This window comes from Enterococcus sp. C57 (assembly GCF_040887305.1).
Classification (GTDB): Bacteria; Bacillota; Bacilli; order Lactobacillales; family Enterococcaceae; genus Enterococcus_B; species Enterococcus_B hirae.
Genome location: NZ_JBFOFP010000014.1, coordinates 13,584 through 27,499, shown reverse-complemented (window position 1 = coordinate 27,499; position 13,916 = coordinate 13,584). Strand labels below are relative to the sequence as shown.

General features: G+C 28.2%; 10 protein-coding genes, 1 tRNA gene and 2 pseudogenes. 2 read left to right on the top strand and 11 right to left on the bottom strand.

Annotation, left to right across the window (positions count from 1 at the left end):
* Window positions 1-396: 396 nt before the first annotated feature.
* Entirely contained in the window at window positions 397-816 is a 420-nt protein-coding gene (locus AB5M32_RS13375; protein ID WP_081115495.1) for a hypothetical protein, read from the bottom strand.
* A gap of 21 nt (window positions 817-837) precedes the next feature.
* Window positions 838-1,650, bottom strand: coding sequence for a ParA family protein (locus AB5M32_RS13370; RefSeq protein WP_368024521.1), 813 nt, complete (start codon window positions 1,648-1,650; stop codon window positions 838-840).
* A gap of 491 nt (window positions 1,651-2,141) precedes the next feature.
* Here AB5M32_RS13370 and AB5M32_RS13365 point away from each other — a divergent pair.
* Together AB5M32_RS13365 and AB5M32_RS13360 are read left to right on the top strand one after the other, a co-directional pair.
* Window positions 2,142-2,215 (top strand) — tRNA-Met (locus AB5M32_RS13365).
* Window positions 2,216-2,609: 394 nt separating this feature from the next.
* On the top strand, window positions 2,610-2,729 hold the full coding sequence (locus AB5M32_RS13360) for a putative holin-like toxin (protein ID WP_368024520.1): 120 nt from the start codon (window positions 2,610-2,612) through the stop codon (window positions 2,727-2,729).
* Window positions 2,730-2,881: 152 nt separating this feature from the next.
* Here the strand turns inward: AB5M32_RS13360 and AB5M32_RS13355 are convergent.
* From AB5M32_RS13355 to AB5M32_RS13315, 9 genes and pseudogenes are all read right to left on the bottom strand, one after another.
* Window positions 2,882-3,863 (bottom strand): annotated as a pseudogene (locus tag AB5M32_RS13355) (ISL3 family transposase).
* A gap of 324 nt (window positions 3,864-4,187) precedes the next feature.
* The gene (locus tag AB5M32_RS13350; protein ID WP_368024519.1) at window positions 4,188-6,401 is read right to left on the bottom strand and encodes a BspA family leucine-rich repeat surface protein; all 2,214 of its coding nucleotides are present in this window, start codon (window positions 6,399-6,401) and stop codon (window positions 4,188-4,190) included.
* Window positions 6,385-6,723, bottom strand: coding sequence for an LPXTG cell wall anchor domain-containing protein (locus AB5M32_RS13345; protein WP_128436446.1), 339 nt, complete (start codon window positions 6,721-6,723; stop codon window positions 6,385-6,387). Before AB5M32_RS13345 ends, AB5M32_RS13350 begins: the two co-directional genes overlap by 17 nt.
* Before the next feature lie 209 nt (window positions 6,724-6,932).
* Window positions 6,933-7,121, bottom strand: coding sequence for a hypothetical protein (locus AB5M32_RS13340; protein WP_161645551.1), 189 nt, complete (start codon window positions 7,119-7,121; stop codon window positions 6,933-6,935).
* A 148-nt stretch (window positions 7,122-7,269) separates the two neighbouring features.
* Entirely contained in the window at window positions 7,270-8,691 is a 1,422-nt protein-coding gene (locus tag AB5M32_RS13335; protein ID WP_368024518.1) for a helix-turn-helix domain-containing protein, read from the bottom strand.
* Window positions 8,692-9,169: 478 nt separating this feature from the next.
* Window positions 9,170-10,222 carry a DUF916 and DUF3324 domain-containing protein gene (locus AB5M32_RS13330; RefSeq protein WP_368024517.1) on the bottom strand — a complete coding sequence of 351 codons (1,053 nt, stop codon included), beginning with the start codon at window positions 10,220-10,222 and terminating at the stop codon, window positions 9,170-9,172.
* 76 nt (window positions 10,223-10,298) lie between these two features.
* Complete coding sequence (locus AB5M32_RS13325; protein WP_368024516.1) at window positions 10,299-10,985, bottom strand: WxL domain-containing protein; 687 nt, start codon at window positions 10,983-10,985, stop codon at window positions 10,299-10,301.
* A 1,413-nt stretch (window positions 10,986-12,398) separates the two neighbouring features.
* A complete protein-coding gene (locus AB5M32_RS13320; protein WP_128436420.1) occupies window positions 12,399-13,010 on the bottom strand; it encodes a DUF3862 domain-containing protein in 612 nt (203 codons plus the stop codon).
* A gap of 307 nt (window positions 13,011-13,317) precedes the next feature.
* Window positions 13,318-13,899: pseudogene (locus tag AB5M32_RS13315) on the bottom strand (RNA-guided endonuclease TnpB family protein); the annotation flags it as partial.
* Between the last annotated feature and the right edge of the window lie 17 nt (window positions 13,900-13,916).

Genomic DNA, 13,916 nt, shown 5'->3' with positions numbered 1-13,916 from the left:
ACACATTTGTAAAACAAATAAGTGGTTTATCAGACCGCTTAATTTATTTATTGAGACGAGCGCGAACACATGAGTCTGTTTCATGTGATTCAGAAATAATTGATTCGATCAAAATCAATTATTTCCGTCTCTTTTTTGTATGCTTAATTTATTTGAATATAACAAAATTGTAATTGTTGTTCAAGTACGACTTTTCTAAAGGTATAAGTTATAAGTAAATAAATACAGAATAAGTTATTCCTTTTATATCATTAAAGTATAACTTATTCTTTTTATATCTAATAAAAAAAGGCTTAATATCAATATATAAATTAATTTCATTAAAGTATAACTTATTCTTCTAATTATAAAAACAAGGTATAAGTTATACTTTAATTTTTTTGGTAATCAAAAAAATTATAGTTTTTCAAAAGCTTTTTTGATTTCAAAACGCAAATGTTCTTCCTTAGAAACACCAAGTTTTTGAGTAATATAAGCTTCTGCCAATGTATCTATTAATTTTTCAAATGTGATTCTTCCTTTTACTGATTGTAGTTCTTCTACATAATCTTGCATTACATTTAATTTTGACTCTAGTGCTGGAGATATTTTTTTTGGCTTTGTAACTTTATATCTGTCATCAGTAATTTCTACAGGACGGCCTCTTTTTTTGCTTGTATTAGGAAATGACTTTATCTTTTTGTTAAAAAGTGTTTGTTCAAAATCATTTTCGCGATTTATTGAAACTGATTTTTTCTTCTTATTTCCAGGTTGCAATAATCCAGAATACTCTGTATCAAAATCTATATCAATATCAAAAGTTTTTCTTTCACTCATATTTTACTCACATCCCTATAGTTATTCTTCAAAAATTTTTCTACGAATTTCTAATTCTGCTAATATTTTAATAAAAGTTTCATGTGCTCGATAATCCCATTGATCGTAATTTCCATTTCTGTACTTTTTTAATGATATCCCTTCTCTTGAATAGCGCTTTAGTCTTGTTTGAAAATTAACTATATTTTGAGACACAGCAGATCCATATAAATTTATTGCATCAGACAAAACATTCTTATCTAAATCATTATTTGGTTCAAGCATACATGCGATTATAGAAATAACTTCAAGATCAATATTATACTTATTTATCATAAATTTTTGATATCCAACATATTTTCCTATACCATCTAAAGATTCTTCCTGTGTCTGAAAAGCAATAATGCTATAATCTGAAGCTGCCATAGCATTATCTGAATAAGCACTAATAGTAGGGGGAACATCAATAAAAATAGCATCGTATTTATCCTTAATCGGTACTAAAAGCTTTTCCAACACCATAATTTGATCCTTTTCATCTTCATAATTTGTAATTACATAATTTGAAAACGATCTAAAACTTGTGTCACATGCGATTAAATCTAAATTTTCCATAATAGGAGTAATACAAACAGATAGATCATTTTCATTAATTCCATTTACGATAGTTTTTTCAATATGTTTCATATTTACAGTCCGAGCTAAAATTTGAGAAGCATTTGCCTGTGGATCAATATCAATTACTAATGTCTTTTTCTTATTAATTACAGCATTATCAAAAGCTAACATTGTAACAATTTTAGTTTTTCCAACGCCTCCTTTAAAATTTCCAACTGTATAAGTAGTTGCTGCCATTTGTTTACCCTCTTTCAATATATTCTATATTTAAAGTATAAGTTATACTAAGATTTTAATCAATATTTTTTTATACTTTAAATTAAAATACTGATATTATAGTAATAATAGTAACGAAAAAAAGTATAAGTTATACCTTTTTAATAAAAATACTTTTACCTATCATTAGCAACTACTTCGAAACACGATGGGGATTAGCGCTTCTCTTGAAGCTAGAAAATTCTTCGAAAATTATTTTCCTATGTTGTTTTCCTGTGCCCATTTTTAATTAGATTTCTAGTCTAACTTTTGGGATGCACATCGTTGAGAAGAAGCACATGATTATATTGACAATTGTAAAAAATGTTTGATAAAATAATGATGTTATCGTATGTAAATAAAAATTAGCAATCAATTTCGTAATTAAGCACACTTCAAATTATACGATAACAGGGTTGTTGCCACAAAAAACTGATGCTATCTCTTTATATTGTTCATGGTGGCAATAACCTGTACCCTTAGCTCATTTGATTAGAGCATACGGCTCATAACCGTTCGTTCGTAGGTTAGAGTCCTACAGGATATACATAAAGTGTTTAACAAGAATGTTCATAAGTTCGAGTTTTATAGAATAAAGATACATTAATAAGCTTTTCTTTACGAAGAAAAGTTTCTTATTTTTTGTAATATGTTATTTAAGTCCGAATAATTTAACTTGTACCCATTGTGTAGTAACTTTAGTGTTTGCAATTCTTCAAAAGAAATAAAGGAAGTAACCAAGTACATGTATCTGATCCAATCAATAGATTTTATTGGATGAGTCGTACAACATTCGAGAATATCTATAATGCTCGTAAATATCTGTTGATGTTCGTTAACGAATCACAATGTTAGGATAGTTTTGAAGTAGTTTAACATGCTATAATTGAACGGTAGAAAAGTGAAAAGATGTTGACAATCCCTTCTAGGAGGTGGTGCTTATGTGTATAAGTATCAAGTCTAGGGAAAGGAGAGCCTTAATTTCAGCGTTTGAGGCGCTACAGCTAATGATTGCATTTGCAATGTTAGTTTTAGCTATCAAAAATGACAATAAAAAATAAACCATCTAACTTCACTTTGGCAAGCAGTTAGATGGTCATTCAAACTATTTAATACAGCCATCGTCTTTTTAGGCTCTTTGTCAAATGATGTTGGTAAAGAGAAATCTTAGAATAATTTGGGCAGAAAGAAGAAAAACTTCTTTCTGTTCTTTTTATTTGGTTAAAATAGTTTTACCGTGTCGAATCATGATCCGTCGTTTGAAATTATAAAAATTTCGAAACCCATAAGCATTGCGTTTTAATACTTTAATATGGTTGTTTAAACATTCTAGTGGTCCGTTTGAATAACTGTAGCGGAGGGCATTTTGGATCTGTGGCAGAAACTTTTTAAATGTTCGCAACCTTCACTCGGTGGTTTAAAAAAGTTCTTCCTATATGTTGGACAATATGGAAACGATCAATAATCAACTGAGCATTTGGGAAAAGCTTTTTAACCAATGAAACATAAGGTGCATACCTATCAACAACAATGAATTCAACGGTTTTTCGAGTCGCTAAGGAAAACCGAGAAAAATAGCGTTCTAAATAAGGCAATCGTCGATTTTCAAGAATGTCTAGTAGTTCGTGCCCTTGTCCGTCCATCATAATAAAACTCATGGCACTTGCGACACCTCGAACCGATTTGAATTCATCAAAGCATAAGACCTTTGGTAAAGTCTGTTTGAAAGGGTTCAATGGGCGGTAAAATCTCTTCATGACACGATAAACCGAAGAAGTGGAAATATTTTTCTGACGTGCGATTTCCGTCATCGAAGTATTCTCTTTTAAGCGAGTAACGACAGACCAACGAACTTTTTGACTAATAAAACAGTGTTTCTCAGCGACAGAGGGATCCGCTACGAAGGTGCGTTGGCAAGTCTTACATTTGAATCGTTGTTTCTTCAATTCCAGATAGGTCCGATATTCAGACACGTCATTAAGTAACAACCGGACGGTTGTCGTCCCCCAACGAATGATCTTAGAGGGGATGACACAAAGACAATGTAGACACTCTTCGGGCGTGTATTGAAGAGTACCTTTGTAAATCAGGCAAATTTGTCCTTTATATCTTTCTTTGGTTAAACAATTTTCCTCGAAATAGATATTTAGGTCTAGAATATTTAGAGTATCTTTGATAAGCTGAGTATAAGACATCTTGAATCCTCCTATGAATTGGTTCGTCAAATTAATTCTAAAGGATTTCAGGGTGTCTTTTCTATGTTTTTACATCATAAAAAAGATGTTGGTGAATTTCACCAACATCAAAAAGTATAGAGCCTCTTTTTAGCGGTTCTACAAGGGGATATGCGTAAACATAGCCCTTTTTTAGGCTCTTTGTCAAATGATGTTGACAAAGAGCCAGTATTTATAGAAAAAATTAGTAAAATCAATTATTCAATTAGTATGGATGATTATTACAGAATAATAATAAACATAGAAATACATCCATTTAATAAGGATATATTTCTATGTTTGCATTTAAGGGGCAGTTACTAAATTCCATGTTACTGTAGCAGAGTAGTTTCCTACCTCTATATTTTCGACATTTGGTAATATCAAAGAGATATCCCCTAAATTATAGTCATAAACCCCATTTAAGTGTTTATTTGGTACATTACTCATTAATGTACTATCTACAGTTGTGATCTTAGCATTATTTGTGCCTGTGACGTCACTGCATTCTTGTAAGTCTGTTGATGGATTATAAGCATTTACTCCATTATTTATATTCTGTTTAACATTAGAGGTACCTGTAGTTTGTAAGTAGGCGTTATCTATGGATCCTTCAGAATTCCAAGTAAGTTTTGCATTCAACTTCCATGATGTAGTTGAGTCTTCTTGATCTCGTATTCCTATATTAAATGTACCATTTTTTGTTAAAGGAATAGATTGTTCTCCAGAGTTTTTTAAAGCTACTTCTCCTGTATTAAATGAAGAAGGTATATAAATCATAGATAATGCAGCAGATGATGGAATTTTTTTATTATCACTAGAAGTATTTGGATCATCCATCCATTGTGCAGTGTATTCTGTATTTAATAGATCTAAGACACTACTTGCTTGGTCAGGATTTGTTCCAGAAATCGTCCAATCTAGAAAACCTGTGCCTTGTTTTGTTGGAGTATTTTCTGTTACCCACTGTTTGAAATTAGACACATTTAATATAGAATCACTTTTGTCTACAGCACATTTTTTAATATAGTATAAATTTGAATCACCATTTGAAAAGGTTCCTCCATTAGCGTTTAAAGATGGTGAATTTACTAGCTTTCTAAAGTTGGACGTATAATCATAAGTAAGTAACGGCTGAGCTTTACTTCCATCTATAATAACCAATAAAGGAGTATATTGCTCATTACTATGTTGCATGAACATAAGATAAGTATCTGTATTATTAGTTACTGTAGCATTTGAGAAATCAATAAAGCTTAGCGTAGGACAACCATAAAACATTCCTGTCATATCAGATACTTTAGCAGTATCAAATTCTGCAATATTCAGATTAGTTAAGTTAGAACAATCTTTGAACATATAACTCATGTGTTCAACATTGTTTGTCGGAAAAGTAAATGTTGGCGAAGATAATCCAGTACATCCTTCAAACATAAAATCCATATTTTGAACGTTATTTGTATTTCTTAAATTTATATTATTTAGAAATTTATCATCTATATTAGTACAACCAGCAAACATATGACTCATATTTATTACATTAGATGCATCAAAATTGAAACTACCAACATTTGTACTATTTAAACTACTACATCCATTAAATAGATATTGCATATCAGTAACGTTACTAGTACTAAAGTTATTGCCAAGTACCAGACTAAGTCCTAATTGAGAACAACCATCAAATGCATGAGCCATGTTAGTTACATGTGAAGAAGTGGGTAGATACATATTTTGTAAATTGGTACAGTTTTGAAATACATTGGACATATCTGTTATTACAGCTTGATTAGTACCAGAGTCTAGATTTAATCCTTGTAAATTAGCCTGCTGTAAATTTGTAGCTTCTTTAAATGCGGCATGTAAAGAAGCACCAGATGTACTACTTAATATTCCTACTTGTGATGTAGTATTTCCATAAGTACCAGCTGCAAATAAGATACTAGTTATTTCTTTGTATTTATTATTTCTTAAAAAGTAATTACTACTCTCTTGATTCATATCTCTAATGAGAATCTGATAATTACCTTTTGCAGTACTTAACCTTCCTGGTATAGTAATACTAGTTTCATTTCCTGTATAATAGTTTAAACATATGAATTTTTTATTCTCATTAGTATTGTAGTTCCAATTTTCTAGCCATTTGTTTCCCATTTCAGCAGTCCACTCTTGTCCATTTACTATCGTAGGTGCAACATATTTTTTAGGCGATACACTTCGTTCCTCAATACTTTTATCTTTATTATTTTCCTTTGTAGCAGGTTCTTGTGTGCTTTCAGTAGTATTTATGTCAGAAGAACTAGAATTACTTGTTTCTTCTTGATCAATTATTGAATTACTATTATTCAATGAACTTTCCAAATTATTATCAGAACTTAAGCCAGTACTGGTATCGTTTGATATTTTTTCCGTAGAACTTATTTTTTCTTCTGCTGAAACAGTTAAACTGGGTATCCAACTATAATTTATAAGAAAACTTGAAACAAAAACTATTAATATTTTTTTACGTATATTTTTCATCGAGGTTTCTCCTTTTTGATAAAACAATATAAAAGAAACAAAAACTAATAAACATTATCCCTAATAATGGAGTGAGTATATTCAGAGAATCATTTGTCTTTGGTAATTGTTTAGCGATTTCAATTTTTTTATCAGATTTATTCTTGTTTACATCGGAATTAGTTGGGTTACCTGGTAATGATTCAGGCATAATTTTACGTATAAAATTTACTGAAACGGTAGTCGTTTGATAATCATCTGCAAATATAGGAGAGGATAATCCAACACAACTAATTGATATAAACAGCGAGACTATCCAACGAATAATTCGTTTTTTACGCATTAAAATTGCCTCCTTCTATTAACTTCTATAATATTTAAAATCAATTTTATTTTATCTTGTATTTTTTTTTAAATAATTTTTTTTTTTTGTATAAAAAAATTATTTTAAAATATGTATTATTATATTGATTCTGACCATAAAAATACGCATTTTATAAATAAAAAAACTCAGAATACAAAAATACATTTTTATATTCTGAGTTTTTTTATTTAATAGCTTAGAACAATGTGTTCAAGATCATGAATAACCTCATTATACACAGATTTTTCAGCAATTAAGGATTCTTTAGTAACTCCAAATTGCTTTAAATCCTTTTCAGAATCACACATTAGTGTATTAATATATTCAGATGAGGATTTATATTTTTCTATCAGATCTGATATATAATCAATATTCATATTATTACCTCCTAAAAATTTAATATTTATAAGTGAGATATTAAAAATAAGGATAATTAAATTCACTACAATAAAAATTACCATATAACTAAGTTGAAAAAATTTTAAAATTTTATATTTAAAAATAAATATCATACATTTTTTATAGTTATTTTTGAAAAAACAATAAACTTTGTTTTTGTCGATTGTAAGTTGCATCGCCAACAATCATATAGGTTTTATAATTTGGTACAGTATTTAAAAGCTCAATATCATCAATAATCAAAATATCTATATCTTGTTCATTTAATTCATAATAAGGTCTTATGTTTATAGCTTCCTTAAGCTCTTGACAGTATTGTGTTTCAAAAATTGTACCTCTGATGGAATATACTCCTACATTAACAATGTTATCTGTTATATATCTTTTTTGAAAAGCAATAATCATATATGAAAGTAATTCATATACCCAATTTATATTTATGTTTTTGTTTATAAACATATCTTTAAAATCTTCTTTTAAATTGTCTTGTATTTTTTTTAGGTAGCCAGATCTTTTTAATTTTGGTGTTAAGAGAGTTCTAGAAAAATAATAATATGGATATATTAAATTAGAGAAGTGAATGCAGCCTTCAATTTTGATAGATAATACTTCTAAGGAGCTTGGAGAAACATTATATGGATCTTTCATTAATACAGATAGTATGAAGGATTGATAATGATATTCTTCTATCAATTCGTGAGAGAAAAAATATTTTTCTGATTCCATATTTTCGAAATGTAGACTTGACATATTGAAAATAAGAAATATTAGAATTAAAAAACATCCTTCTTTGTCAAAAGATCTTGGATTGATTATTGAAAAAGTTTCTTTTATTTTATTTAATAAAGGGCTATCTGTATTAATAAAGTTATCGTAACAAATCGTATTATGTGTTTTACACACTTTTTGTAAATAAAAACGATCATGTACTGTTAATATCCAAATACATAATTCTCTTATAACAAAATATTCCGCTTTCATATGATAGTAATCTAAAAATGTAACTACCCGATTTTGTAGATCTAATACATTAATTTTAGAAAATGATTTTTCAAATGGCTGTTTTTCAATTTGTAAACACAAATTATAAAGCACCATAATTGCCTCTAAATTACCTTCTAAAATAACATAGGGTCTTCTCTGTATGTATATGCCTACATTTTCTAGATTTTTATCCATAAATTTTAATATATTAAATAATTTAGAATGGCTAATATACAACTTTCCAGCTAATTGTTCAAAGGTAATTTTTGGCTGAAAAAAACAATAGTGAAGAATGTCTTTTACCACACTTTGAGAAAAGTAGAATTTTTGAACATCATAAAGGGAGAAATTTTTGTAATTAAATATTATTAAACTATCAGAAATAATTAGAGCTTTATCAGGTAATTCATTATGTAGTTCTTGCAAGTATTTATTAACTGTAGCACTTGATAAATATAGTTCTTTAATTAATAAATTTTTATTTACTTGTCCGTTGTTTTCTACAATCAATCTTATTATTTCTGCTTTGAAAAATGAAGATTTTTCATAAATTAATCTCAGCATTTCTGCACCTCCGTATTTATTCGAAGATATCAAAGATTATGTTTATGGGTATGTTTATTTTTTTTTTAGATACAGTAAAAAAATAAGTATTTAATGTATAATATTATAGTATGATAAATAAATAGTGTGTTTTATATTTTATTATATTTAAATATAATAATTAACAATTGTTAAATACTTAATTATTTACACATAAATAATAACATATATTTTTTATATGGTATATATAAAATACAGACTGTTTATTACCAACAGCCTGTATTTCTATAAAATTATAATTGATTATTGATAATAAAAATTGAAGATATACCTAAACCAAGTAAAATTAAGGTACTAATAATTAATAATCCATTAATTGAAAGTTTTCTCATACTAATTTTACTAGTAATAATATATTTATAATCTTGTAGCAACAAATATATGTTTATGATAAAAAATATGATACTTATACTGATGGTACAGATACTCCAAAGATACATTATTTTTCGCTCCTGTTGTTTTTAGTATTATATTTTCGTCGATAAATATAAATTGTTCCCAAAATAATAAGAATTATTAAGAAAACACTACTATATTTAAACCAATTTGGTAAGATAACCTTAAATACAGATTGTTTATTAATTTCTTTTGCTTTATCTCCTGCAATGTCAAATTTTCGTTCAAAATTCCAGGTATTTTCTGCAGTTTTTACAGTTCCTTTAAATAAATATTTTCCTGGTTTTAAATCTTCTTTACCCCAATCTATTTGAAAAGGTAAGCACGAGTATGGAGCAATTGATACGTTATCCATTGAATTTTCTTTTATTTTTTTTGTTCCATCTTCTGAGTATACAGCACCTTTTACTTGTGCTTTGGAGAAAATATAAGGATTAGGGTTTAAAATATCTGCTTGAACCACTTTTTTTCCTGATGATAAATCAGCAATAACGTTTTTCAAAGTTACAGAAATATTTTTAAATAGATTAACTTTATCTTCATTTGTTAAGACTATACCGATGGTATAACAGTAATCGTTCCCTACGATGCCGGTATCTTGATTTTTTTTATCTTTTTTCTCTGAAACGACTACTCCTCCTAATATTACTCCATTTATAGGTTTATTAGGCATATTAATTTTTAATTCTGTTTCTTGTGTACTATTTTTAGGTAATTCTATCTCTTTTACTTTACTTTTGACTATCGATGTTAGAGGTATTTTTAATGTAGAATCATTTGCTATTTTTCCAGAATAATCGATTATACCATTACTATTAGTATTAGCATCAACTATTTTAATACATAGTGTTTTATTTTGATTTGAACTGTTAATTAGCTTTATTTTGATTGTATCTTGCTGTCCAGGTTTTTCTTTTAAAAAGAAATATCCTGAATTTTTATCTATTTGATTTGAATTAGGAACACCTTCAACGGAAAAACCACCAAAAACATTATTTTGCTTTTCTTCAGCATATATATTTTTGACAGTAAATATACAAGCCAGCACGAAAAATATAATCACTGTTATTTTTTTTTTATTAATTGACTTGATCACTAGTATTCTCCTTTATTAATGAAATATTTAAAAGAAAAAACAGGAATATTTTTCCTGTTTTTTCTTTTTTATACTGTTATCCGTGATTTTGTGGAGTTTGACTTAGATTCCAAGTAATTAATCCATTTGTTTGACCTGCACTAATTGCAGAAACATCCGGAATATTTAATGAAACAGTACCTAGATCTAAATCATAAGTGCCAGCAAAATTATGCCCTTGAACCCCAGTCATGACTGTACTGTCACTTGAATTAACTGTAAAATTACTATTTACAGAAATCATATTTTCATCAGGTAATGATTTTAAAACCCCACCGTCATTTAATTTAGCAGTAGATGCTGTTGTACTAATTGTAACACCATTTGATGCTAAAGCACCAGAAAAGCTAGCAGTTAAATTCCATCCATTTGTATCATGCATTGTGTCTTTTACACCGACATTAAGGGTATCTCCCTGTTTTAAAGAAATATCTACCTTTTTAGCTCCACTTGATCCTAGTTCAATATCACCAAAATTTAAGTTATTTGGTACATATGCAAGAGCAAAGTTACCAGTAGGATTTAACGGTAAGTTAGTATTGTCATCAGATGTACCTGGAGAAGATCCAGCTGGGTTATTTGGTTGTGGATTATCGTTGTTGATAGTCGGAACTGTGAAATTGGCAGTAACGCTAGTAGTAGCAGTATCTGCAAATACACTACCAGTTCCTACTATTACAGGAGCAATTAATCCTAATGCAGCTACTAAAGCTTGTTTTTTCATAATACATTCCTTCCTTTTTAAATAAATTATGAATTTGGATAATTAGACACATGTCTCTCAAATTCAAAGAAATATTAACACTAAAAAATCAAGTATATATTTTAATTTTTTTTTTTCTTAATTCAATTTTTAAAGTAATGATAGTTCTTTTTTGTAAAAATAGAATATATTTGTATATGTAAATGGCTAAATAAAAATGTAGGTTTATACGTCATTTGGTACACTTTCCTTGTGTTATTTTACTCAAGAAGGAAAGTATATTGAGAAAAGATATTTATGAAGGAGTGTTACCTTTCATTATGACTCATACAAAACCTAATTATGCTGCTTTAACAAACAATATAATTGAGATTACCGTACGGTAAAACGTTATTATGAAACTGGAATAAGCGATAAATTAGCTTTAGGTTGTTCTTCTTCTGCTATTTTCTAAACGTGGCCATCGTGGAAGTACACGTACTCTAAGAAGACATTGTCGGAATATCAAAGCAAATAAAATACAAAAAGCAACAATTCGTGTAGAAACAACTCCTGATTTATCTGTTCAAGTAGATTGGAAAGAAGATCTTAAATTGGTCAATAAATTTGGCAAAGTTGTTCCGTGTAATATCTTTCTTTATGTTTGAATTAAATACTTAGAATTGACTTTTGATCGTTCTCAAACTACTTTATTTCGTTGCTTAACTCATACGTTTCAATACACCGGATTCCTACATATAATAAATATGGTTTGATAATATGCAAAGAAAGCTATGATTAAAAATTGAGACAATTAATTATCTATAATTTAAGATTGATTTGATTTTAAAATAAACTAACCTTTATTTTTATATTTAATTCTATAGATTAAATATTATATTTTTCTTCCTTTTTTATTGAAAAAGGAAAGAATACTTATAACTACACTTATAATCAAAGAGAAAATTATCGAAATAACTCCGCTAGCTGCATAACCAAATCCAACATCTCCACTATTTACATCCGTAGAATTGACTGTTTCAATTGAAAAAAGCGTAAAAAATATTATTCCTATAATGAAAAAGATCAGTGGTATCAATGAATATCTAAAATATTTCTTTTTAAACTGTTTGGACAAAGAATTCATCATAATAACCTCTCTCGTAAAATAATTTTTATTTAATATTTTTTAATCAAGATATTTCTGAAATGTAAAATTTATTACATAATGCATTCCTAATGGAATTTATTTCGATATTATGTAATTTCTAAGAGTAAAATAGATATATGGTAAAGAGACAACGGGAATTTGCTATTACTTCATGTAGCTTTATCTACCTTTGAAAGTCTGTTGCTCGAACCATTGTTTTTACTACCAACTCATTAATTGTTTCGAGAATAGACTTTCAATGTTTTAATTAAATTTTCTATTAAACTTAGCTATTTGAAATTGGCTTACACTAATCCAACTTCATTTTTAGAAGTAGCAATATCATTCGTAAATGTGATAACAAAATAAGATCCTAATGGTCCAGTAGTATTTGTTTCCCACGTCAATGTTTGAATATTTTCACCATTTGAATTTTTATATTCCGCAATAGCATTCGGGTTACCAAATTTTTTAATAGCTTTTTCCTTTGATAAATCCTTATTCATTTGAATTTCTCCAAATACTTTAGAAGAAACTACTTTTTCTTTATCATAAGAAACATATAATCCAGATACTGATTTTTCGACAACATTGTTGTTTTCTGTACCAACAGTTAACTTAGCACCCAATTCTCCTGTCTTATTACTTCCCCAGGTATAAATGGTTTCAGAATTTCCCGAATGATCTGTAGAAGATTCCGTGTATAACGGAGAACCTAATATTTTATTTACATTCTCCAAACCTGTTCCTATTGTTAATTTATCATATACTGATTTTACTTCTTGAGCAGATTTCTTTTCTGTTGTTGTAATTTCTGTTGTTTCTTTCTTTTCATCATTTTTAGCGATAGTCATTGACCCAATACAAATAAAGATTACCGTAATGACTCCTATAATAATATAGATTATTTTTTTCAAAATACTTCCTCCTATTTTAAATAACTAAAAAAATTATAAATAATTAAAAGCTCAGTTCCTAGGTTTTTAATAATTAATTTAATTTCTAAAAAAAAATTTAAAATTTTTTCTAGGCTTATACTATTAGACTACAGGGGATTAGTGACTACAGTGAACTACTCATCTCATCACTCAGCTAAACCTATCGGTTTTTAAAACTTGAAATGAGAGATTCTTGGGAAAACAGCATACTTGATAGCTTATTTTTTCACTAGCAATGGTGTCTCTTATTTACCAAGCTCTACTCCTACGGTTCTTTATTTTATCTATCCTGATTTTTGATGATTTCTGTATTCAACTTATTCAGAAAATCGGTACGTTGCTTCATTACTTTTTCGTGTAATCGAACTACTATACATTTCTATTTTTAGCTTCAAAAAGATTGGCACCTTTATTTTTAGCCAATAACGTACGTCTAACAATTTATGTTGTTCATGTTTTAGTTTCTTTTCCATTTTTGATGTGAATTTATTGTTATCAATCTTTTGATCATTTGAAAGAATGGCAACATCAATAATACATAAGTAAATATTAATTGCATAATTGTTTTTTTAACTCGACAACTTCTTCTTCACGCAGCAACGAAACATAGTATTTGCCACTTGAATAACGTGAGATTGTAATCAAACCTTTAGATTATCTATAAAGCTTAATTTTAACTAAAAACTTCAATTTAGAAACTTTGACGAATTTATTATCAATCAAAACAATTGTTCCATTCTGATTGTTGGTTGTGCAACTTTGAACCAGTTTTTTTCTTTTGAACGACGACATATTCATCACGGAAAAAATTATTGAACGCCTTGTCTAGATTAATTTTTGTATTCGCTAAAGCAAGACTATCCACTTTTCCTTAAATTCCAGTGT